The 24,128-nt window shown below is 51.9% G+C and carries 15 protein-coding genes; 11 read left to right on the top strand and 4 right to left on the bottom strand.

Annotated elements, in window-relative coordinates; all coding sequences use genetic code 11:
- Positions 1-46 precede the first annotated feature (46 nt).
- Together NQ542_RS13900 and NQ542_RS13895 are read right to left on the bottom strand one after the other, a co-directional pair.
- Positions 47-2,188 carry an alpha-L-fucosidase gene (locus NQ542_RS13900; RefSeq protein ID WP_005633639.1) on the bottom strand — a complete coding sequence of 714 codons (2,142 nt, stop codon included), beginning with the start codon at positions 2,186-2,188 and terminating at the stop codon, positions 47-49.
- 12 nt (positions 2,189-2,200) lie between these two features.
- Positions 2,201-3,832, bottom strand: coding sequence for a glycoside hydrolase family protein (locus NQ542_RS13895; RefSeq protein WP_005633635.1), 1,632 nt, complete (start codon positions 3,830-3,832; stop codon positions 2,201-2,203).
- A 650-nt stretch (positions 3,833-4,482) separates the two neighbouring features.
- Here NQ542_RS13895 and NQ542_RS13890 point away from each other — a divergent pair.
- The 9 genes from NQ542_RS13890 (at position 4,483) to NQ542_RS13850 (ending at position 18,472) form a co-directional block, all read left to right on the top strand.
- Positions 4,483-4,911: a hypothetical protein gene (locus tag NQ542_RS13890; protein ID WP_005640132.1), complete on the top strand. Its 429-nt coding sequence runs from the start codon at positions 4,483-4,485 to the stop codon at positions 4,909-4,911.
- The gene (locus NQ542_RS13885) at positions 4,908-5,816 is read left to right on the top strand and encodes an IS3 family transposase (protein WP_005640131.1); all 909 of its coding nucleotides are present in this window, start codon (positions 4,908-4,910) and stop codon (positions 5,814-5,816) included. Before NQ542_RS13890 ends, NQ542_RS13885 begins: the two co-directional genes overlap by 4 nt.
- An 812-nt stretch (positions 5,817-6,628) precedes the next feature.
- Entirely contained in the window at positions 6,629-10,042 is a 3,414-nt protein-coding gene (locus NQ542_RS13880) for a glycoside hydrolase family 2 protein (protein ID WP_005633623.1), read from the top strand.
- A 133-nt stretch (positions 10,043-10,175) separates the two neighbouring features.
- A complete protein-coding gene (locus NQ542_RS13875) occupies positions 10,176-11,051 on the top strand; it encodes a helix-turn-helix domain-containing protein (RefSeq protein ID WP_005649703.1) in 876 nt (291 codons plus the stop codon).
- 136 nt (positions 11,052-11,187) lie between these two features.
- The gene (locus NQ542_RS13870) at positions 11,188-11,880 is read left to right on the top strand and encodes an RraA family protein (RefSeq protein WP_005633619.1); all 693 of its coding nucleotides are present in this window, start codon (positions 11,188-11,190) and stop codon (positions 11,878-11,880) included.
- 29 nt (positions 11,881-11,909) lie between these two features.
- Positions 11,910-13,079 (top strand): mandelate racemase/muconate lactonizing enzyme family protein, encoded by a 1,170-nt coding sequence (locus NQ542_RS13865; RefSeq protein WP_005633616.1) that lies wholly within the window; start codon positions 11,910-11,912, stop codon positions 13,077-13,079.
- 5 nt (positions 13,080-13,084) lie between these two features.
- Complete coding sequence (locus NQ542_RS13860; RefSeq protein WP_005633614.1) at positions 13,085-13,876, top strand: SDR family NAD(P)-dependent oxidoreductase; 792 nt, start codon at positions 13,085-13,087, stop codon at positions 13,874-13,876.
- Between the two features lie 12 nt (positions 13,877-13,888).
- On the top strand, positions 13,889-15,442 hold the full coding sequence (locus NQ542_RS13855) for a sodium/sugar symporter (RefSeq protein ID WP_005633612.1): 1,554 nt from the start codon (positions 13,889-13,891) through the stop codon (positions 15,440-15,442).
- A 30-nt stretch (positions 15,443-15,472) separates the two neighbouring features.
- A complete protein-coding gene (locus tag NQ542_RS13850) occupies positions 15,473-18,472 on the top strand; it encodes a glycoside hydrolase family 2 protein (protein WP_039849638.1) in 3,000 nt (999 codons plus the stop codon).
- A 175-nt stretch (positions 18,473-18,647) separates the two neighbouring features.
- Here the strand turns inward: NQ542_RS13850 and NQ542_RS13845 are convergent, their stop codons facing one another.
- A complete protein-coding gene (locus NQ542_RS13845) occupies positions 18,648-19,817 on the bottom strand; it encodes a C1 family peptidase (protein WP_005649698.1) in 1,170 nt (389 codons plus the stop codon).
- Between the two features lie 84 nt (positions 19,818-19,901).
- Positions 19,902-21,512, bottom strand: coding sequence for a dipeptidase (locus tag NQ542_RS13840; protein WP_005633602.1), 1,611 nt, complete (start codon positions 21,510-21,512; stop codon positions 19,902-19,904).
- 127 nt (positions 21,513-21,639) lie between these two features.
- On the opposite strand from NQ542_RS13840, the gene NQ542_RS13835 reads away from it, so the two are divergent.
- Both NQ542_RS13835 and NQ542_RS13830 read left to right on the top strand, forming a co-directional pair.
- Positions 21,640-23,214 carry a beta-N-acetylhexosaminidase gene (locus NQ542_RS13835; protein WP_005633600.1) on the top strand — a complete coding sequence of 525 codons (1,575 nt, stop codon included), beginning with the start codon at positions 21,640-21,642 and terminating at the stop codon, positions 23,212-23,214.
- Between the two features lie 571 nt (positions 23,215-23,785).
- Positions 23,786-24,124 (top strand): hypothetical protein, encoded by a 339-nt coding sequence (locus NQ542_RS13830; RefSeq protein ID WP_005633594.1) that lies wholly within the window; start codon positions 23,786-23,788, stop codon positions 24,122-24,124.
- The last annotated feature ends 4 nt before the right edge of the window (positions 24,125-24,128 follow it).

Genomic DNA, 24,128 nt, shown 5'->3' with positions numbered 1-24,128 from the left:
GTATATGATTTTACCTTACAAGGTATATACTGTTTGTGGACGAGCCTTAGAAGATGTCTATTCCAGCAAGGGCGGCAGCCTCCGTACGGGCGGCGATTTCCGCTGCTTCCACTTGGACGTAGCGGGCTTTTACCGTTTGCTTGAAATGATGGTAGCGTTTGGACGGGTCGTTGATCAGGTTGCCGAATTCGAAGCGTTCCACCTCTTTCCAGTTCTTTCCGTCGTTGCTGATCCGGATGATACCGGCTACCGTGCCCTTACCGCCTTGTTTTTGCGGGGTGAAGGCAAAGCCGCTTACCGTTTGCTGGCTGCCGAGGTCGATGGCGAGGGATTGCGCGGTCTTGTCGGCTATCTTCCATCCCTTCTTGACCAGCCCGAACCGTTCCTGCAAGATAGCTCCCTTTTCTCCGTTCAGGATGGCTACCGCTTTCAGTTCGCTGTTTCCCATCAGGAAAGGTGCTTTATATTCGGTAGAGCCTGCCGATGGTTCCGTTCCGTCTGTCGTATAGTAGATCTTGAAACCTGCGTTCAGGTTCTCGGCAATGTTCTCGCCGTGCGCTTTCCAGCCGAATTCCTGTGCCATCGGTTCGATGGTAACCAATCCGTCCATGCTTCTCTGTGCGCTCAACCGGGGCGGACGGGCTTTGTAGTGATGGGCGGAGATGGTGCAGATGGCGGGTGTCAGGCGGGATTCGAGTATGCGGACCCGTATCTTGTCCGTCGTGACATCCGGGAAGCGCAGGATTCGCTTGTAGCCGATGTTGGTGGCATGGGCGATCTCTTTCCATCCTCCGTCGATCCAGGCATCCACGGCGTGTCTTTCCACCCGTTCCCCGTTGGTGGCAATCGCTTCCTGGAGAACCAAACGGTTGAGGGTGACAGGTCGGGGAGTGGAGATGACGATTCCCGCCCCGTCCTTATCGGCCGTCACATAGGTGTCTGCATTTTGGTCGAGCACCTCTTTCGGGCCTTTTGCCTGACGGAACAGGTCGGTCCCGTAGGTTTCCCGGATTCGCTGGCCGGTTTCCTTCAGCACGGCTACATCTGTCGGAGAGAATTTGCCGTCCCGGTTGGGCGGGATGTTCAACAGGAAGGTGGAGTTGCCTCCTACGGCGCGTTCATAGATGTCGAACACATCGTCGGTGCTTCGTACTTTCTGGTGCGTGTCGTCCCGGTAGAACCAGCCTTCGCGGATGGAAGTGTTGGTTTCGGCCTGCTGGTAATGCAGGTATTTGGCTTTATAGAGCTGTTCACGGCTTCCGAGGTCTTTGTCCGTCATATCGGCGAAGTTCGACATCGTGTCCGGATTTGCCTGGTAGGGGATCACGTTCCATTCGGTCGACCGTGTGCCGCCGGCTTCATTGCCGCACCACCGGACATCTTCCCGTCCGAAGATAACGGCGTTGGGGGCAAGTGCCTTGATCAGTTTTTTCCAGGCGGGATAGTTGTAGGTCTGTCCGCCTTTCCGCTTGGGATGTGCCCCGTCGAACCATACTTCGTGGATCGGGCCGTATTCGGTTAGGATCTCGAAGAGTTGGTTGAGGAAGTATTCGTTGTAGTCGTCCACTACGAATTCGAAACGGGTCTTGTTGGCAAAAGGCCGTCCGGGGACTTCCCGCGGGATGGTCCGTTTGGTGTATGGGCTGAGGTTGCCGTACAACCCTTCCGGGTTTTCGATATGGTACAGGTCTGCCGGTGACAGATAGACGCCTAACTTCAATCCGTATTTGCGGCAGGATTCGGACAGGTCTTTCAGGATGTCGCCTTTGCCGTCGCGGAAACCGGTGGACATGATGCCGTGTTTTGTGTAACGGCTTTGCCACAGGACGAACCCGTCATGGTGCTTGACCGTCAGAATCACCATCTTCATGCCGGCTGCTTTCATGGCCTCGCACCACTGGTCCGTGTCGAGCTCTTTCAGGTCGAAGACTTTCGGGTCTTCCTTTCCGCTTCCCCATTCCAGGCGGGTAAAACTGTTCGGCCCGAAATGGATGAAGGCGATAAACTCGTTTTGCAATGCCGCCAACTGGTTGGGCGAAGGCACGACATGGGCGGCTTTCGCGATGATGTCCGCGTGGCTGTCGCCTGCTTCGACCTTGATCGTGTTCTGAAATGGTAGCTGCTTGTCCTGGGCTTGCCCTTGTAGGGAGAGCATGGCTCCGAGCAGGAGGATAAAAGTGTGTCTCATGTTTATAAATGATTATTTGGAGATATTGAAATTGTTTGTTTCTACTATTTGCCCATCCCGGAGGAAGACTACCTGGTAATCCGCTTTATCCGTCCATTTCCCCTTTTCAGGGGTAAAAGTGAGGCTTGCTTTTTCATACGGTTGCAGGGGCTTGACCGTATGACGGCCCATTCCTGCCCCGGCTTGCTTGATTTCGACTGTCATTTCTCCTGATACCGATAGTCCGAAGTTCTGGATTTCCAGTTCGACTTCGTTCCGGCCTTCCCGGTAAACGGGACGTCGGCAGGATAATAGAGCCGGCTTGTAATCGACATAAGGCAGGTTCGCATATCCGAACAACAGTTTTCCGTTTTTATCCTTTCCGATCATCTTCGGAGCGAATTCATCCGGTGTGATGCCGCTTCCCTTACCGTCGAATGTCAGGATAAGGTCTTTTCCGGATGCTTCGGTTTTGACCACTTTACACCCTCTGCCGAAGTTCACTTCGTTGTATGAACCGAACCGCAGGGACGGCACATCGATCTCCCGGAGCGGGTCGAAGCCTTCTTCCGCTAGGATCTTGACCCGGATGATTTCAGTGGAGGCTGTTATCGGTGTTCGGTTCAGGACGGACAATAACATCCCCTTGTTCATCGGGATACAGATATTCTTCGAACTGTGGTTGTCATTGCCATGATCGTCCCATTTGACGGTGTCGATGACGGCAAAGTTCATCTGCTCTACACGTCCTTGTTTGTCCTGGAATACTTTAGGACGTTCGTATTTGAACCAATGCTCGACATGCCCGTCCCGATGGAAGGAGATGCCGGGCACATAGGCTTCCCCTTGTTCCGTCACCCAATGGATGCCGTCTTTGGAACGTTGGTAGAAGGCGATACGTCCCAGCCAGTCATTCACGATCAGGTGGTATTGCAGGGAATCCCGCCAGATGACCGGGTCCTCGAACTCTCCTTTGACAGGCGGATAGACCCGCTTGTCCGTGATCTGTTCGTAAGGGGCGATGCCGTCTTTGCTGATCCAGATGCCTCCTCCCCGGCAAACCATCAGATAAGAGCCATCCTGCCTTTTGGCAAAGCTGAGGTTGCTCAGTCCTTCGATGATCTTCCGGTCGCGGGGATTGAACGTAAACTTTCCGTATTGCCAGGGGCCGTTGACCTGGTCGGCTATATAATATCCGTCGATGACATATACGACGATCCGGCTGTCGTTGAGGACGAAAGCCTCCGGGTTATGCCCTTTCCCGATTGTGTCTTGGATGGTGAAAGGCCCATGCAGATGATCGCCGGTTGCATGATAAACGGTTGAATTGGGCCATTCCATATGCCCTTTGGGAGCGCTTTCCGGCCATCCGCATACGAACAGATGGTATTTCCGGTCCGGCGTTTGGAGGATATTGCCTCCCCAGAACGAGATGTCGGGATGTTCGATACCGTTGTCGATATACCGGGGGCGTACGCTGTCCGCTCCCCACGTCTCTCCGGAGAGCGTACCTTCTGGCATTGCTTCGAAACGGTCCATGTAGCGTCCGCCTGTAATGAGGTGCTTCCATTCTGCCGGCCGTTCTCTTTCCGTGATTTGGGCGATGAGTGGCAGGGGAGCCAGACAGGCTGTTGCTAACAGTAATTTCAATTTTTGTATGTTCATATGCTTCTGTATATACGATAATTTGCCCAGCAACGATTGTTACAAGGCAAATATAGCAGTCTTTCTTCACATAGTTAGTAAATGGATTCGGGTTTTTCCCGCGAAGCAGGTCCATACTGCGCATGATCAATTCTCTATCACTTCTAAAACATGGTGTTTTATCATATGATTGGAAACCAGTGTATTGCCTTCTTTAGCTTTTGAAAAAGCATATAAAATAATCGAATAAACAAATGTAAAAACGAATATAATAGGTATTAAATTGGCAAAATACGGTTCTTCATTCCACAAAAGCCCTCTCTTTTTTTAGCAAAGACAAGCACATAATTTCGTAAACACCCCCATGTTGCCATCCTTAACATCCGGGTGTAGAGAACTGGTACACCCGGGTGTAAGAGGGGGCAACATGGGGGTGTCCGGCAACTAAAGTACCGTGCCGGACAATGAAAACCACCCGGTTTTACCTATTTTATAGCCGTTTTTACATAAAATAATCGAGTGATTTGCAGGGATGGAAATAGGGTGTTTATCGTTTGTTTTATTTGTAATATGTTAATATGCAGATATGTATAAGCGGAATACCTGTTTCCTATCCAAGTTGCCAGTGTGTCTCGTCCTGAAATAGGTTGACTTCATAAAAGTCAACAAAGATGAAAAAAGAGAAGTCATTGACTCGTCGCAAGGGTGAACCTTATCCTTTGGAGATTCGCCTAGCAGCTATAGGTGAATATCGCTTAGGAGTAAGCCGTAAAGAGATCGCCTTTAAATATTCCATAAGCGACCCTACGGTAATATCGCATTGGATTCGTAAATTTGAGGCAAAAAGACAATCATCAGTGTCAATAAAACCACTGAAACTCAAAAAGCGATCAATAAAAATGACAGAAAACGAATCGGATCTTTCCAAACGGATCAAAGAACTGGAACGCGCCCTCAAACAAAAAGAGTTGGAGTTAAAGGATAAAGAGAAGGAACTGAAGCATGAGCAAGCTCATCGCCGTGCGATGGAAATCCTAATAGAACTAGCCAATGAACACTATAACATCGATATCCGAAAAAACTCTGGCACCAAGCAGTGAAAAGGCTTCATGACAATCAGCCGGAAATAAGTATCCCTGATTGTTGTTCGTTGTTTGGGTATAGCAAGCAAGCCTATTATAAGAGAGAAAAACAGTTACAATCGGAATTGTTGTGTGAGGAAATAATCCTTAAAATGGTAAACAGCCTGCGTCAGGACCAACCGGTTTTAGGTGGTCGTAAGTTGTATCATATCCTAAAAACCAAGATACATCCTGATTTGGATATAGGGCGCGATAAGTTTTTTGACTTGCTACGCGACAATGGTTTGTTGATCAGACATTCCAGGGTTTATCGGCCGGTAACAACTCTGTCATGGAACCGTTTTCATAAGTATCCAAATCTGATAAAAGATTATGATCCGCTATCAGCCAATCAGTTATATGTAGCTGATATCACTTATGTCCGCAATGTCGAAGGGAGATTCTATTATTTGAGTTTGCTCACAGATGCATACTCCCGTAAGATTGTCGGTTGGGCCCTGGAGGATTCCCTGGAGATGTCCGGTCCGATAAAAGCGTTGAATATGGCCTTGGAAACACTTCCCCCGGGAAGCGATCTGATCCATCATTCGGATAGAGGAGTACAATATTGTAGCAAAGATTATATCTCAATTTTACAAGGCATTAAATGTCGTATAAGTATGACAGAAAACGGAGATCCCAGAGAGAATGCAATAGCTGAACGTGTCAATGGAATATTAAAAGAAGAATGGTTGAATAAAGAAATGATAACAACGCTCGGCCAGGCTCGGGATATAGTGAGGAAAGTGATCGATATTTATAACACCCGGCGCCCTCACAGTAGTGTGGAAATGTTGACACCTGAAGAGGCGCATGCGAAGAAGGGGCCTTTAAAAAGAAAATGGAAAACTATTTATAAACGTAAACAAGCTATTCTTTTATGAACAGGATTAAACTGATATATTTGCAACAAAATAGAACAGAGACCGGAAACGCTCGTCGGGACAGGTGGCCCTGCCCCTTGCCGCTTGGGCGCTCCCCGGCCGATGAGTTTGGCTGTGAAAAGCCCCCTGTCCTGTAGTGAAACAGGATAAGGTAACTTATTTTAGGATTAAGAAAGGATTGTCTGTTTTTTTTACATTTATAGACAACCTATAACAGGATTTTTTTAATACACAGTCAACCAAAATCAGGACGAGACAGTGATAGGATTGTGATACCGTAGTGATAGAGAAAACGGGCATATATCACTAATCAAATAAGTTGAATATCAACTGGTAAAAAGAAATCAGTGATACAGTGACAGAGGAAATGGGAAACATAGTTCTTCGTCACTTTCGGGGCAGGTCATGTGTTAAAGCTAATAAGTTTATTGCATAGCAAGGTAATGCTTGCCCTGTTGTCTTTATGCATGTTTAGGATTTAGATAAACAAGTTTTGGTCGCACCTAGCTATTTCCCATCAGTCTTTTGTTGGAGGAGCGGAGACTCCGAAAGTCTTGAATAGGGATTATCTGGGTAATAAAAGAAGCCGGAAAAACTCGTATCCGGGGGCGATCGAGTTTGAAAAAGGAGGCATGCAAAAGCTTAAGGTCTACTGATCGGCTGCCGCGTCTGGGAGCAGTTCCGTTTTGTGTTAGTTTTCCTGTTTTTTGTTCCTGGCAGGTGTGTACTCAATTAGAATAGAGAGAGGAAAGATGTTGGGATTGTCCGTACTTTTGCATATCAGATAATGTAAATATAAAACGAAAACCAATATGCGTATGGTCAATCTATGTAAAAACAAGCTGTTCAATACCGGGCTTATGCTCTTTTTGTGCCTTGGCTTGCAGGCCCAGAACAAGGAGATGCGGCGGGTGGCTACGAACGACTGCGGAGTAACGAATACACAAGCTTTCCTGATCAAAGGGGATGACTATACATTGCCGGATTCTTTCACGGGAAGCAAAGAGGCGAAAACCTGTAATTTCGGCGGGACGGTCATCTATGCTTTCGATCAGATGGATATACAGGCCGATTACCGGATGGAGGTGGTCTATCTGGCTGACAACCGGAGGGAACAGCGTATCGTGGCTGACGGCAACGAAGTGCAGGGGCCCGTCGTACTTGAAAAAGGGAAGGAGCAACGCTACATGATCGACCTGCCGAAGAAAGCCTACGCCTACGGACAATTGGTCTTGGTGTTTGAAGCCTTGAAGGGAGATAATGCGATTGTTTCGGAGCTGAACCTGTATTCGTCCAATCCCGCCCAGCTGAAACCTTTCGGGGAAGAACGTAAAAAGGAATTGGTGCATACCCAGGCTTATACGGTGGATACGACTGTTTGTGCGGAAAAAGTTTTACCTGTATATACCATCAAGCCCCATCAGGTAGCCGGTGTCTATAATCCGGTCCTATCCTTAAACGGGACGTGGTTGTTCAATGAAAAGCCTGCTGCCCGTTTTTATGAACAGAAACAGAACGGGCGGGACTGGAAGCCGATCGTAGTTCCGGGACAGTGGTCCATGCAAGGCTTTAAAGTCGATTCTGCCGGTTTCGGAGGCTATCAGACTACATTCACATTGCCGGCGGATTGGCAGGGAAAGCAGGTGAAACTGCGTTTCGACGGTGTCTCCAGCGAGTCGGTCGTGTATCTGAATGGAAAGGAAATCGGTTCCCATATGGGAGGAATGACTGCTTTTGAACTGGATGTCACGAAAGGGCTGAAGGCGGGTGAAAACCTGTTGGCCCTGCGGGTTCGCAGCGAGTCGTTGGCAGACATGTTAGGGAGCCTGACTCAATATGCGGCACATCAGTTGGAAGGCATAACCCGTAAAGTGACGTTCTTTGCCGTTCCGGATATCCATTTGTCGGACCTTCGTATCGTGACGGAGCTGGACGATGACTATAAAGATGCAGACTTGAAAGTCTATCTGTCGGTAACGAATAGCTCGGATGAGATACAAAAAGATGTATCGGTTCGCCTTTCCCTCTCCGGACTGCCTGTTGTCCTGAGCCGGCATATTCCGGAGATTGCCGCCGGGTCTTCCTGGAGCGGTTGGTTGACTGGCAAAGTCGTTTCTCCGGATAAGTGGGATAACGAGCATCCATCTTTATATACGATGAAAATCGAAGTCGGAACCTCGGACAAGGTTGTCGAGCAGATAGAGAAACGTTTTGGCTTCCGCGAGATCCGGATACAAGGGAATCGTTTACTGGTAAATGGCAAGGCTGTCAAGTTGAGAGGGGTTTGCCGACATGAAATGCATCCGTTGACCGGACGTGTGATGAATCCTGCCCTGGAACGGAAGGATGTCGAGCTGTACCGGGATGCGAACTGCAATTTTATCCGTACTTCCCATTACCCTCCTTGTGAAGAGCTGCTCGAAGTCTGTGACGAACTGGGCATGTTCGTGGAAGTGGAAGCACCGGTCTGTTGGATCGGCCATCATGCGAATGAGAACTGGAAGGTGCTGAACTACCGCGATCCTAAATACTATCCGTATGTATTGCAGGCGAATATGGAGATGATCCAGTTCTACCGGAACCATCCTTCCATCATCTTCTGGTCGATGGCGAACGAATCGTACTGGAATAAGGAATTTGCACAGGTAGAGGTCTATATGGAAAAAGCCGATCCTACCCGTCCGTTCACTTTTCACGACCAGGCCTATGGCGGGTTCAACAACCAAGGCAGCACGGCCCCGATCGCGAATATCCATTATCCGGGTCCCAACGGATATAAGGTCGCCGCCAAAAGCGACCGGCCGATGACGTATGGCGAATACTGCCACCTGAATGTCTATAACCGGAGCGAGCTGGTGACTGATCCCGGCATCCGTAGCGATTGGGCATTGGCGCTGGCTCCTACGTGGGACAATATGTATAAGACACCGGGCGTTTTAGGCGGTTCTATCTGGTCTGGTATCGACGATATTTTCCAGATGCCTAACGGGGATGCAGTCGGTTATGGCCCCTGGGGACCGATCGACGGCTGGCGTCGCCCGAAACCGGAGTACTGGGATATGAAAAAGATATACAGTCCGGTCCGTGTGACGACCGAGGCGCTATCTCCAGCCAACGAACTGGTCATCGATCTTGAAAACCGGTACACCTATACAAACCTGGATGAACTGCGTATCACGTGGACGTACGGAGAGGAGAAGGGAACGGCCTTCGCAGACCTGGAACCCGGTGAAAAAGGACAACTTCGCATCCGGCTTGCCCATCCCGAAAAGGCGAATGAGCTCTATCTGTCTTTTGCCGATCCCCGCGGCTTTACTGCCGATGAGTATTTGATCCCTGTCGGCAGACAGGTACAAAACGAATTGCAGGCGTTGCCAACTGCTTCTACCCGCTTGAAAGAAAAGAAAGACCGCTATGTCATTACCGGAAAAGATTTTAGTTGTGAGATCAGTCGTGTATCCGGCCAGATACTCTCGGTGAAGAAAGGGAAAAAAGAAATATTGAACGGTGGACCGTGGCTGATGGCCTTGCCGTTGACAGGTGGCGGATGCTACCCGAATCATAATGCCAATACGCCTGTGTTCAATGACCTTTGCTCGGACTGGAAGGTAGAAAAAGTAGAGGCGGTCCGACAGGGTGATGACGTTCTGGTAAAGGTGGCAGGCGCTTATAAAGAGTTTTCCGGCTCTTATGACCTGAAAATAAATGCAGGAGGCGAACTATCGGTAACCTATTCGTTCGATGCCCTTGAAGATGTGAATCCGAGGCAGTGGGGACTGGTTTTTGAAGCTCCTGTTTCTTATGATAAGACCTTCTGGCGCCGGGATGGCATGTGGAGCGTTTATCCGGCCGACCATATCAGCCGTCCGGTAGGTGAAGCCAGCCTTTTTTATGAAGGACTCCCTGCGAAAGTCGATCCGCGTACGGAACCTGCCTGGTCTTGGAGTATGGATTATAACGAACTGGGAAGTAATGATTTCCGTTCCACCCGCCGGAACATTTGGTATGCCGGTCTGAAAGACGGAAACGGTAGTAAGATTACCGTCCCTTCCAATGGCAAACAGCACTGGCGCTCCTGGTTGGAAAAAGACAAGATCCGCTTCCTGGTTGCCGACTTTGTGACGGCAGGAAACGAGATGTTCCTCAGTAGCTATTATGCTCCTTACCGCAAGCCGTTGAAGAAAGGAGACCGGATCGGTGGAGAGATTGTGGTGAGAGTGGAATAACCTCTTAACTTACCCTATAACCTGTGTCTTTACAGGCTATAGGGTATTGCCCGACAGTCCGTAAGGTGACTAAAATACCTTACGGGCTATTGGGTATTACCGGCATTTTTGTAACTTTGTAAGCGTCAATCAAATGCAGAGCCGTATGGAACAACCGTCTGAACAATCGTTATGGGGAATGCTGGAAGGCATCACCGAGAATCTGAAGCACAAGCGGCTGGCGGATGTGTTTCGCTTTGTGTCGTTCCGCCCGTTCGAGACATTCGGGCCGCATAAGCATCTGCGGATCGAGATCAACTATGTGAAGAAGGGCAATTGCATCCTGCATCTGGAGAACGAGAGTATCAGCTTCAGCGAGAACGAGATGATGGTGATCTGTTCCAATGTGGAGCATACCTTCGAGGCCGGTTCCGAAGATACGACCCTGATGCAGTTGGAGTTTCTGCCGGAAGTCTTCTCCCGCTTCAATCCGGACGGGCACGGGCAGATGAAGGATCTGGCGCCTGTCACGATCTTTTCCGAAGAAAACCGGTTGATCAAGATTGTGAATAACGTCCGGATCATGCGCGCCGTGCAGCGTATTGTCAACGAGATGAACCAGAAGAGCAAATACTACCAATATCTGGTTGTCATGTACTATGCCGAGCTGCTGATCCTGATTTACCGTTATCTCGATGAGGCCTATCTTCCGATTTGTACAAACGATTCGTTGAAAAAGGCGATCTCCTATATCCGTTTGAACTACCAGTCCGATATCACGATCAGCGATGTCGCGTCGCAAACCGGAGTCGGAGAACGGTACTTGCGCAAACTGTTCTCCCAGTACCTGAACCTCTCCCCGCTGGACTACCTGAACCAGATCCGGATCAACAAAGCGATCGAGCTGCTGCGGAACACGGAGATGTCCGTCAAGGAAGTCTGCTTTGCCTGCGGTTTCCAGTCCCCCCAATACTTCTCCCGTATCTTCAAACAACAAATGGGCATCTCTCCGCGGGAAGTGACGAAATAGAGAGTGCCGTTTTCTCTACTTTTTCCCTTGTTCTGTTCCTCGTAGCATAAGCAACCGGGAGCTTTACTGCCGTATCTTCTTCCCTCCGGGCTCTATCTTTGCAGGTAGAAAGACGAACTGTAAAAAGGAATTCACAATGAAAGAATGGAAAGACGATAAGGCCCTGTTTGCTTTGATAAAGGAAGAACTTTACACCGCAGTGGTCGGTGATATTATGGATAAGATGGGCTATACCCGCCAGTTTTTGCCTCCCCGTATCCGTCCGCTTCGTGACGACATGCTGGTGGCCGGACGTGCCATGACGGTATTGGAAGCCGATGTGCTGGATGCCGGAAAGGAGAAAGGGGTGAACCCGGTGCTGAAACGCTCCTTCGGCCTGATGCTCGAAGCGTTGGACGACTTGAAAGAAGGCGAGGTATATGTTTGTTCCGGCTCTTCCCCTGCTTATGCCTTGTGGGGCGAGCTGATGAGTGCCCGTGCGATCCAGTGCAAGGCGGCCGGAGCGGTTGTCAACGGCTACTCCCGCGATACGAAGGGAATTTTGGCATTGGATTTCCCTTGTTTCTCCTACGGTCCCTATGCCCAGGATCAGGCGCCGCGTGGAAAGGTGATCGACTACCGTGTGCCGATCGAAATGGAGGGCGTACGGATCAATGACGGAGATATCCTGGTCGGCGACATCGACGGCGTATGTGTCGTGCCTCGTGAGATCGAGGAAGAAGTATTCACCCGCGCCTTGGAGAAAGCCCGTGGTGAACGGATGGTTTTGAAGAAGATACAGGAAGGGATGAAAGCCCGCGACGCTTTCGATACATACGGAATAATGTAAGATGATATAATAAGGAAGGAGACAATACAATGAAGATTACAGACGTAAAAGTATGGTTAGTCCAGGGCATCAAATATAACTGGACATTACTGAAAATCTATACCGACGAAGGCTATACCGGCGTAGGCGAAGCTACCAACTGGCCCGGCAGCCCGATCGTTTTCGAAGCCGCCAAGCATGTCGGACAACGCATCATCGGCCTCGACCCGATGAAGACCGATTTTATCTGGACGAAGCTCTACCGCGATCTGAACTGGATCGGCCCGTACGGAGCCAGCCTGTGTGCGATCAGCGGTATCGACATGGCGCTGCTCGACCTGAAAGCAAAGGTGTTGGGCGTTCCCTGCTACGAACTGTTGGGCGGGGCTTACCGGAAAGATATCCAGCTCTATGCCAACTACTGGTTTACGGGCGGCGGACACAACGAGGCGGACTATGCCGCCCAGGCACGCCGTGTCATGGACGCCGGTTTTACGGGGCTGAAGTTCGACCCCTTCGCCCACACGAACTATTTCTATGGCGAAGACCTTGCCTCCAACTTGACCCTGACGGCGGAACAGCAGGACCTGGCGTTCAACGTATCCAAAGCCGTGCGCGAGGCTGTCGGCTCGGAATGCGACATCATGATCGAGACACACGCCATGCTGAACTACCGGGTTGCCGTCAAGATGGCGGAACGCTTGGCAAAGCTCGATATCACCTGGTATGAGGAACCCGCCGGCCCGGAAAGTTCGCAGACGCTCCGTGCCATGCGCGAACGCATCCCGTCGGATGTCGCCATCTGTGTAGGCGAGCGCCATTACACCCGTTTCGGCATCCGTTCGCTGTTGGAAAAGCATGTGTGCGACGTGATCATGCCCGACATCACCCGTTGCGGCGGACCGTCCGAGATGAAGCGGATGGCTACGATGGCGGAGGCCTACAACGTTCTGATCGCCCCGCATAACCCGAACGGCCCTCTCTCGACACTCGCCTCTTCGCATGTCTGCGCCGCTATCCCGAACTTCTTCCGCCAGGAGTTTATGTTCAACGATGTCCCCTGGCGCGACACGGTGATCGACCATCCGATAGCCGAGATGGTCTATGACGGCCACCTGCACCTGTCCGACCGTCCCGGCTTGGGCGTGGACCTCGTTGAAGAGGAGATGGAGAAACACCCCGGCATCACGACGGATGCTCCCGATAACTTTTATATCTGATCCCTATGAGCTTTGTACTCGATTATAAAGATAAGGTAGTCCTGGTCACCGGAGTCTCCTCCGGGATCGGCTTAGGTGTCGCCAGGGAGTTCGCACGGGCGGGTGCCCATGTGGCAGGCTGTTCGCGCAAGTCTCCGGACGATGCGAGCGTGCAGGCTTTCCGCGAGGTGGTAGAACAGGAGGGCGTACGCTCGTTCTACCGCCCCGCGGATGTGACGGATGCGGAGGAGCTGAAAGGCTTCGTCGAAGAGGCGGCCCGTACCTTCGGACGTATAGACATGGTCGTCTCCAATGCCGGCATGAACGTGTTCGAGGGAGCCGAAGGTTGCACGGAGGAGCGTTGGCATTACAACCTCGATCTGAACCTGGCTTCCCACTGGCGTCTGGCCCGGCTCTGCAAGCCCTATCTCGAAAAGAGCGGCGAAGGCGTCCTGCTCCTGATGACCTCCAACCATGCTTTCAGCTCCATCCCCGGATGCTTCCCTTATAACGTGACGAAGACGGCTATCACCGGCCTGGTGCGCAGCCTGGCGATCGAGTGGGGGCCGGCTGTCCGTACGGTTGGTGTGGCTCCCGGATTTATCGATACGGCGGGCAACGACACTTGGTTCGACTCTTTTCCCGATCCCGAAGCGGAACGCCGGCGGACGATCGACCTGCATCCTGTCAAACGGATCGGGACGGTCGAGGAGGTAGGGGCGTTATGCGTCTATCTCGCCTCCCCGTATGCCCGGTTTATCAGCGGGACGACGATTCTGATGGACGGTGGGCGCTCGGCGTTGATGCAGGATGAATAAGAAACAGATACCATGAACACGATCGACTTAATAATCTTTATAGCTTACTGCCTCCTGATCCTCTGTGTCGGCCTTTTTGTCTCACGCGGCAGGAAGGGGGACGAGCGGGATGCCGGCGATTATTTCCTCGCCGGGCGCGGGCTTGCCTGGTGGGCGATAGGCGCTTCTATCATCGCTTCCAATATCTCCGCCGAACAGTTTGTCGGCATGTCCGGCTCCGGCTATGCCATCGGGCTGGCGATGGCGACCTACGAATGGATCGCCGCCCTCGGACTGATCCTCGTGGCGAAGTTCTTCATCCCGATCTTTTTGGAGAAGAAGATCTTCACCATGCCCCAGTTCCTCGAAGAGCGTTTCGACAAGCGCGTCAAGACGGTGATGGCGGTCTTCTGGCTGGCTGTCTTCATCTTTATCAATCTTACTTCCATCTTGTACTTGGGAGCCTTGACGATCGAGAAGGTGATGGGGATCCCGATGCTCTACGGCATAATCGGGCTGGCGGCCTTTGCCGGTATCTATTCGATCTACGGAGGATTGAAGGCGGTGGCGCTGACGGATGTGGTCCAGGTCGTGTTCCTGGTTGGCGGCGGGCTGGTCACGACCTATATCGCCCTCGACCTCCTCGGAGAAGGTGGCGGCGTGTACCAGGGAATGGTCAACCTCTATGGCGAGGCGAGCGATAAGTTCCATCTGATCCTCGACAAGTCGCATCCCGGTTATAAGGACCTGCCGGGTATCTCCGTGATCCTCGGCGGTCTTTGGGTGGCAAACCTTTATTACTGGGGATGCAACCAGTATATCATCCAACGCGCGTTGGCCGCCAAATCGGTCCGGGAGGCGCAGAACGGGATGCTTTTCGCCGGTTTCATCAAGCTGTTCATCCCGCTTTTGGTCGTGATTCCCGGCATTGCCGCCTTTGCGCTGGAGGCTCCGTTAGAGAAATCGGACGAAGCCTACCCGTGGTTGCTCGGCAACCTCCTTCCGGTAGGGGTGAAGGGGGTGGCGTTTGCTGCTTTGACAGCCGCAATCGTCAGTTCGCTCGCTTCGATGATGAACAGTATCTCCACGATCTTTACGATGGATATCTACCGTTCCTATTTCCGGAAAGAGGCCGGACAGAAAGAACTGGTCCATACCGGACGTTGGGCGAGCTTCGGCTCGTTGCTGATAGCCGTGCTGATCGCCCCGATGCTGTCGGGGTTGGACCAGGCGTTCCAGTATATCCAGGAGTTTACCGGCTTTGTCAGTCCCGGCGCCCTGTCGATCTTCCTGGCTGGCTTCTTCTATAAACGGGCGACGGCAAACGGGGCGTTGGCGGCGGCATTGGGCTCGTTCGTCTTCTCCTTCGGCCTGAAGTTCCTCTTCCCCGGATTGCCCTGGATGGACCGCATGGGGCTTGTGTTCCTGATGTGCTGCGCGCTCATCGTCCTGCTGGGGAAAAAGGGCCAGTCTGCCAACGCTTATACGCGCCATGACCCGGCTTTGTTCCATACCGGCCGGATGTTCAATGTAATGTCGGTAGTCATACTGGCGATATTAATAGGCTTTTACTACTTTTGGTGGTAAATTTATACACATGTAATAATAGGCACATAAATGAAACAGATAAAGACAATCCTATTCGCTTTCGGTTGCAGCTTCCTGCTGTCAGGCACGAAAGCATTCGCACAGATAGAGAGGCTTCCCGATGAAGCCTCCTATCCTGTCTTGCAGGAATTGGCCGGTGTCGAAACGCCTGCCGTCCTGCTGAGTGGAACCTGGCAGTTCCAGTATTCTCCGGATAGCAAGTGGGACAAGATACAGGTTCCCGGCGAGCCTGCTATGCAGGGCTATGCCATCGAGCACGACAAGCCGTTCACCTACCGGAAGTCGTTCACCGTCCCGGCCGATTACGCCGGCAAGCATACGATCCTGCGTTTCGACGGCGTCTACAGCCATGCCCGCCTGTTTGTGAACGGCACGTTCGTCCGCGAACATCATGGCGGCTTTACCCGTTGGGAGACGGATGTCACCCCCTTCGTCCGTCCCGGAAAGAAAAACGAGATACGCCTCGAAGTGACGGATCGCCTGGACGATATTTCCTATGCCTCCGGCTATGCCCATCATCCGATCGGGGGAATCCTGCGCGATGTAACCTTGTTCGCATTACCCGAAACCTGCTTGTATGACTTCTACGCCGAGACACATCTGGATGCTGCTTACGAGGATGCCGTCCTGAAGATCGGCTACAGCAGCCCGGTTGCCGGAGGTGCGGAAGTTGCCTATACGCTGACCGAGCCGTCCGGCAGACGCTATCCGTTGGTGCAATCCCGGTTCCCCCTGGAAGAGGGCGGGAACATGAATGAACTGCCCGTGAAGAACCCCTTGAAGTGGGATGCCGAACATCCGAACCTCTATACGCTGACCATCACCCTCAGCAAGGACGGAAAGGAGATCGGCCGTTTCGACCGCCGTATCGGTTTCCGTGACGTGAAGATCGAGAAAGACCGCATGTTGGTGAACGGCATGCCGGTGAAGTTGCGCGGGGCCTGCCGCCATGACATCCACCCGACACTCGGCCGCACGACGACTGCCGAACTGGACAGCCTCGATGTGATCCTCTTCAAACGTTCCAATATGAACTTTGTCCGTACCTCGCATTATCCTCCCACGGAACGTTTCCTGGAGTATTGCGACCGCTACGGCATCTATGTGGAGAGCGAGACGGCTGTCTGCTTTGTCGATACCTACCGGCAGAAGAACTATGCGCCGGGCAAGACCCAGGATAGTGCCGAGTTTACGCCCCGCTATCTCTCGCAATGCCGCGAGATGGTGAAGTCGTTCCGTTCCCATCCCTCCATTCTGTTCTGGTCGATCGGTAATGAAAGCGTGTACGGCACGAACTTCCAGCAATGCTGGGATTGGGTGAAGGCAACCGACAAGACTCGCCCGGTTATATTCAGCTATCCCGGATCGGTCGGTGAGAAGAAGCCGGTCTATGATATCCTGAGCATGCACTACCAGGATGTAAACAGAAACCTGAACCAATGGAACCGCTCTACCCATGGTTTCCAGGGGGAAGGGATACCTGCCCTGTTCGACGAATGGGCGCACCCGGCGTGCTACACCTACGCTACCTTGCAGGAAGATCCGAATATCCGCGAGTTCTGGGGGCATTCGATCGAAAGGATGTGGAGCGGCCTCTTTGATGCTCCCGGCGGCTTGGGTGGTGCGATCTGGGGATATGTGGATGAAACGTTTATGCTGCCCGAACCGAAAGTAGGGACTGCCTTCTGGAAAGAGTTTGCCCGTACCGCCAAGCCGGAGGATTATCAGGGTAAATGCGTCGGCTACGGAGAGTGGGGGATCGTCGATGTCTGGCGCCGTGAGAAACCGGAGTTCTGGGCTACCAAGAAAGCCTATTCGCCCGTCCGCCTGATGACGACCGAGGTGGCTTCCTTCCTGTCCGGACAACGTTTGTTGCTTCCGTTGTACAACCGCTTCGACCATACTGACCTGGATGAGATCAAGATACGTTATACCTACAAAGGTGTGGAGAAGGAACTTCCCGCTCCTTCCATCGCTCCTCACCAAAAAGGACTGTTGGTAATCCCTGCCGAGGCTTGGGAGGAAGGCGAACTGTTGTCAATTTGTTTCTATACAGCTACGGGTGAGTTATTGGATGCCGAACAAGTTTCATTGGGCAGCGATTACCACGTTCGCCTTGCCGATTCGGAAGCATCTCCGGTAAACGGTGTGTTGCAGGTAGAGGAAACCGCCGGTATGATGACGATTAAAGGAGACGGTTTCGAGATCCCTTTCTCCAAAGAAACCGGCCTGATCAGCAACGCGACCTCCAAGGGACAGGTCATCATCGAGAAAGGCCCGTTCCTCCATCTCGACATCAATCTGAACCATCTGACTGGAGCCGAAGTGCGTAAGAGCGCCCGGAAGTTCCTGACCTCCGACAGCGATTGGAAGAAGCAGAGCTTGACCTATACCCGCAAAGAGGGAGCGGTGGAAGTCGCCCTCTCCGGCTTCTATCAGGATGTACAAACGGATATCCTGATCCGGATATCTCCCGCCGGGGAAATGAATGTCAGCTATGTCGTTGCGGGACAGCCAAACGGTTACCTGCGTGAGACGGGCTTGTCTTTCTACTTACCCGAACGTCTGGACTATCTGCAATGGGAGCGTAAAGGTATGTGGAGTTGTTACCCCGAAGGCGCTTTTGCCGGAAACACGGGCGAGACTTCCCTTTATAACCCGAAGCAAGTGCGATATGGCGAGAACCCTGCTCAACCCTGGTCGGCCGATACGCACAACTATTACTATTGGGCGGATGCCGGTGCAAACTGTGACTGTCCGTTGACGCAAATGGCAAAGGGTATGAAGGAGAACATCTATCGCTATACCCTTTCCGCTACAGGGGGAGGAGCAGGGCTTACGGTTTGTTCACCGGACGCATCCCTGGCTTGCCGCACCTCCAAAAGAGGAGACGGGCAGTTGATGCTTTACATTAATAATCGTTGGGATTACCCGGAGATTGCCTGGGGCAACTATTGCAAGACGTTGGAGGCGGTGCCTTGCTATGGCGAGATGAAGATTCGGTTCTGATTAAATTAATAAGAGAAGATAGCATGGAACTGTGTCAAAACTGCCTTGTCCCTGCGCTTGACGCGGGGCCGCAAAAGAACAGGCCTTATTAATCAGATATTTATAGGGTCAGTTCTAATGCGATCCCGCGTCAAGCGCGGGAACGGGGCAGTTTTGACACAGCTCCACGTATTGTTTAAAGATGGAGTTTCCCCTTGATCGCCTTCGGTATCGCGTCCTTATGGACCATCACATAGATGGTTTTGGCGCGGACGAAGCTCTCGGACATGTTCAGGTAGCCGCCGAACTTGTTGCGGTCGGTTCCCCATGAGTTCTTGGTGATGTAGTATTTCGTGCCGTTCTGGTCTTTGGCGATGCCGGTCAGGTGCATCAGGTGGTCGTCGGTGGTCACGAATGATTCGAATCCGGCCTGGCGCACTTCCGGGGTCACGTTGATTTCCGGGTAGGGACGTTCGAACTTGAAGACCTCTTCTAAGCGTTCCTTCTCTCCTAATTTCTCGAAGCGTGCGCGATCCGTATTCGACAGGTCTTCCACCTTCTTCACTTCCGGGTTGATGGCGACACCGTTCGTAAAGGAGAAACCCTTCTCGCTCACATCTCCGTCCCAGCAGACCGTATAACCGTTGTTCAGGGCATAATCCACCGTTTGCATCATCTCGTCGAGCGGCAGGTTATACATCAGGGAATGTTCCCAGTTGTCCGGCACTTCCACGTCGAACTTCACATAATACGGATGATGCGTGAAGCTGGTCAGTTCGATATAGTCGTCCATATTCAGCCCTAAAGATTCGGCGAACGACTTCGGCGTATATTCTTTCCCCTTATACGTGAACTTCTCCGGCAGCTTTCCTAAGTAGGTGTCGAACAGGTTAGCAATCAGCTTGTCATATTCCGGACTGCGCTGTTTCGCCTTCACTGCCACATCGGCGATGGAGTGCATGTAGCGAACCATCTCGCTGTGGTTATGCTTCTCGGAGTCGTAGTTGATGCCCGTGTACACCTCTTCCGGGACGATACCCACCTGGCGGTACGCATTCATAAAGGTATGTGAAAGGCTGCCCTGCCCGATATTACCGTCCCCGCGACGCAGGTAGTTGTCCTGCAACTGGTTCATATATTTCTGGCGGACGATGAACATCTCCGAAAGGTCATACGTGCCTTTCCCCATACGAAGCAGTTCGGATTCCATAAACGACGTAGTGGCAAAGCACCAGCAAGTCCCTGTTGCCGCTTGGTTCTTAACCGGGGTAGCGGGAACCGTTACCACTTCCGTAAACTGGTACCCCTGACCGAACGTTGCCGAAGCAGAGAAAGCCAGCATGCAAGATAGAATAAGTGATTTCATGTATATAAAGATTAAATTATTAATTATCGTGTCTTGGAAAGCAACTATTATCTATTATATGAATATCGGTCAATTGTCAATTGTTCAGAATCCCCTCGCGAACATCTTCCAGAACTCATCCGCCATCTCCTGCCAGCGCAGGATTGTCGCTCCTGCGAAGTCGGCCGTGTAGCCGGTCAGGAAAGCCCGTGCGGTCTCTTCCCCTTTGCTGTCCTGCAACTCTTTGTAGCGGTTTTCCACGAAAGGCATTTCGGATAAGCCCTTTTCCTCGAAATGGGCGACCGCGCCGTTGATCTTCTCTTTGGTCAATCCCCAGCGGACCGTAGCCAGTTTGTTTGCCGTCCGGTATTTCCAGACGATGGCATCTTCACGGTGGCGGTGTTGTCCGCAGATACCGAAAGCAGCCGGCAGGTCGGTCGTACCGGAGAAGATCGGGATACGCGGGCTCTGCCCCGGATTGTCGAACGACAGCCAGGCAACGCCGCCCACTGCATCCGGCAACCAGTTGCGAAGCTGTATCACGTGCGAGTAGGAACATTGCGGAACCGCCACTAAGCGATTGCGTGTCACCGTCCCTTCCTTCACGCCGTTCAGCATATTCAGCATATCTGTTCCCATCCAGGGGTTAGCCGCCGGACTTGTGATCGTATCCGTTTCCTTCGTCTCCTTGTTCTTGACAGCCACTTTCAGATTCTTCGTCATGTCCCATTCCGTCCCTTCATACGTCTGGCGTAGCAATGCCATCACATCCGTTACAGCAACCGGCTTGTCCGGCTTCACGCTGATCGGCAGTTCTTCCGAGTCGTACGACAGTTTGAGCGAAGGAGCCAATGCGTTCAGGATGAAATATTCGCGGATGCTGAATGCCTTCGGTTCGCCGAAATAGTTGCCTCCGCTATAGGCTTTCCAGAATTTAAACGGCTCTTTGCCGTCCCAGAACCCCATTTTCTTAGCAACAGAAAATACGTTTTCGGAAGCCATGTAACGATCCTTGTCCTTCAGGTCGAGCGTCGAGATACGCGAGATATTGGCCGATACCCCCACATGATCGTCCGGGATGCGGACAGCCGCCCATACACCCCCGATCTTGTCCGGCCCCTCGCCGAACACCTCGAAATGCCAGACCTCATTCGGGTCGGCGATCGTCAGGCATTCGCCCGAATCCCCGTATCCGTATTCGGCAACCAATTGTCCGATCAGCCGGATCGCTTCGCGTGCCGTCGTGCAACGCTGCAAAGCTATCTTTTCCAGTTCTTCGATCATGAACATCCCTTTCTTGTTTTGCAGCTCTTTGCGCCCGGAGATGGTCGTTTCGCCGATACCCAACTGTTTTTCGTTGAGGCAAGGATAGGAGGTGTTCAGGAACTGGTAGGTCGAGCGGGCTTCCGGTATCGTTCCTTTCAATTCCATATTCGTGCGGTCGGCAGGATATTCGGTGTGCATGCGGCCGTTATAGATGGCGACTGTCGTGTCGCGCTCGTAGCGTGCCGCCGGGACGATCTCCATCCAGGTGCGATAGTTCCCGTCGCAGGTGTGACTGGTCATGACCGAACCGTCGGCCGATGCTTTCTTGCCGACCAGGATGCTTGTACAACTTTCAGGAGTGTTGACCGGTCGGGAGTATTCGATTTCCTGGGCCCGAAGGCTGTTCCCGTAACAGATAAGTACAATAAGAAGGATAATTAGTCTATTCATGGCATTGTCTTTAATTTTGTGGCTAAAGATATGAAATTTTCATATATTTGCTACCCCTTGCCGGGGCTTAATCCCCTGGCAAAAGAGGAATATCCCTGTAAAGGGAATAATTAAATATAAATATGCCATGAGAAAACTGATTTATCTGAGCACCCTGTTGCTCCTATTTGTGTTGCCGATGATGGCACAACACCCTTTGTTCCCGACCCCCGCAAAGGTGCAGAACGGGAAAGGCTCTTTTGTCATAGGAAAGAATCTCCAGGTACAAGGCAATGGCGGATATGCCGACAAGTTAGCCGCCGGACTGCAAACCGAGTTGAAAGAAGCCGGTTTGCAATCGTCACCCGCCAGTGGAACCATCCGTCTGGAACTGACAAACGATTGCAAGATGGCCGATGAAGCCTATACGCTTGTCGTCGAACCGAACAGCATCCTGCTGCAAGCCTCTTCCGAAGCCGGCCTGTTCTATGCGAAGGAAGCCCTTCTGCAACTTTCCCGTTTCGGCAAAGGTAACGTGCGTGCCTGTAAGATACAAGATCAGCCCCGCTACGGCTGGCGCGGTTTCATGCTCGACGAGAGCCGCCACTTCTTCGGTAAAGAGAAGGTAAAACAATATCTGGATATCATGGCGTCCCTTCGCCTGAACGTCTTCCACTGGCACCTGACCGACGAACCGGGCTGGCGCATCGAGATCAAGCGTTATCCGAAGCTGACCACCGAAGGAGCTGTCGGCAACTGGCACGACCCGAAAGCACCCGCTACGTTCTACACCCAGGAAGAGATCAAGGAGATCGTTGCCTATGCAGCCGATCGCCACATCATGGTCGTTCCCGAATTCGACATGCCGGGCCATGCTACTGCTGTCTGCCGTTCCTATCCTGAAATCTCCGGCGGAGGCGAGGGCAAATGGCAGCATTTCACGTTCCATCCCTGCAAGGAAGAGACGTTCGAGTTTATCAGCAACGTGCTCGACGAGATCGTCGCCCTGTTCCCGTCTCCCTATATCCATATCGGAGGCGACGAGGTGCACTACGGCAACCAAAGTTGGTTCACCGATCCCGAAATCCAGCAGTTTATCAAAGATAAGAACTTAGGCAACGAAACGGGCCTGGAACAGTATTTTATCCGCCGTGCTGCCGATATCGTGGCTTCCAAGGGCAAGACGATGATCGGCTGGGACGAGATGATCGATGCCGGTGTCTCTCCCGACAAGGCTGTCATCATGTGGTGGCGCCACGACCGCAAACACCAGTTGGTGAAGGCGCTCGAAAACGGCTACCGGGTGATTATGACCCCGCGCCGTCCGTTGTATGCCGACTTCGTCCAGTACGGCGGCCATAAGGTGGGCCGTGTGTGGGGCGGTTACAACACGATCGAGGACATCTACCGTTTCCCTGAACCGATCATCCATCTGACACGCGATTATGAAGACCAGGTGATGGGCCTCCAGTTCTCCCTTTGGACGGAACGGGTCGCTGATGCCAAGCGTCTGGACTATATGACTTTCCCCCGCCTGGTAGCTGTCGCCGAATCCGCCTGGACTCCTGCCAAGTCGAAGGAATGCAGCCTCTTTATGCAGAAGCTCCCTTACTTCCTGCGATTCCTCGGTGAAAAAGGCATCTACTACTTCAACCCCTTCAACCCCGAATCTACACCCGAACCCAGTGCACCGGACAAGGACGATGTGTTGAAGAATGGATAAGATATAAAGCACTGTCTTTTGCTGTCTGCTTCAGCAGACGGATGAATAAATATCCGGCTTTTCCAGTTCCTCTGTGGGGTTTACCCTCCTTTTTGGAAAAAGTGCAAAAAAGGGACAGGTCGGGGCTTGCCGGAAAATGTCTCTAAACAATTGATTACAATATATATAGTAAAGTCTTTTATCTACTGGTGGAAAGTTCATTTTCTGCCCTGTTTTTAGGGGTAGCTTTTGTCCTGCTTTTGCTTGTATATTATTGGGAATAAATAAGATAGGAGGCTTTTTCAAAATGACAAAAAAACGTACGTTTAAATTCGTCATAATTATATAACAAAGTTAGCAATAATCGGCGAGATATGGAAAAGTAGAGCAAAGTTATTGAGAAATAGGCTTTTGAGAAAATAGTTTCTGTAACCAGATGACGGGAAAAGTTAAGTCTGAACCAAGTTAAGACTTTGCTACGTTACCGATTCGTCATCCTGCATAATTGGTGGTATCGGAGCTTGGGAAGAATAGCGAAATACACTATTATATAGTGAGTTACTGACAACTTACGCAACAATTCCGGTAACGGATGATAATTGCGCCGTTCCTCTGCGATTTGCGTATTGACGAAGATGGTGGCATGAAGATACAAATGATGTCTTTCCCTTGCCGGGGCATCCCCCGGCAAGGGAAAGAAGTAATGAATCATCAAATCATCAGTCATCAGCGATTGTGCAACCCGCATTGCCTTCGCTTGTACCTGATGGTATTGGGCCTGCTGGCTTTGTGGGAGGGCCGTTCGGAGGTCGTGTTGGGGTGTTTGGGAGCCCTGTTGACACTCTCGGGGTACGGGGATACGGAGAGAGACATGACGGGAAGCGGAAACAAAAACAGCAACTCCCCGTCGTTGCCGGCTGGGGGTTGCTGATGTA

The organism is Parabacteroides merdae ATCC 43184, assembly GCF_025151215.1.
Taxonomy (GTDB): Bacteria; Bacteroidota; Bacteroidia; order Bacteroidales; family Tannerellaceae; genus Parabacteroides; species Parabacteroides merdae.
This window is presented reverse-complemented; position numbering and strand designations above follow the sequence as displayed.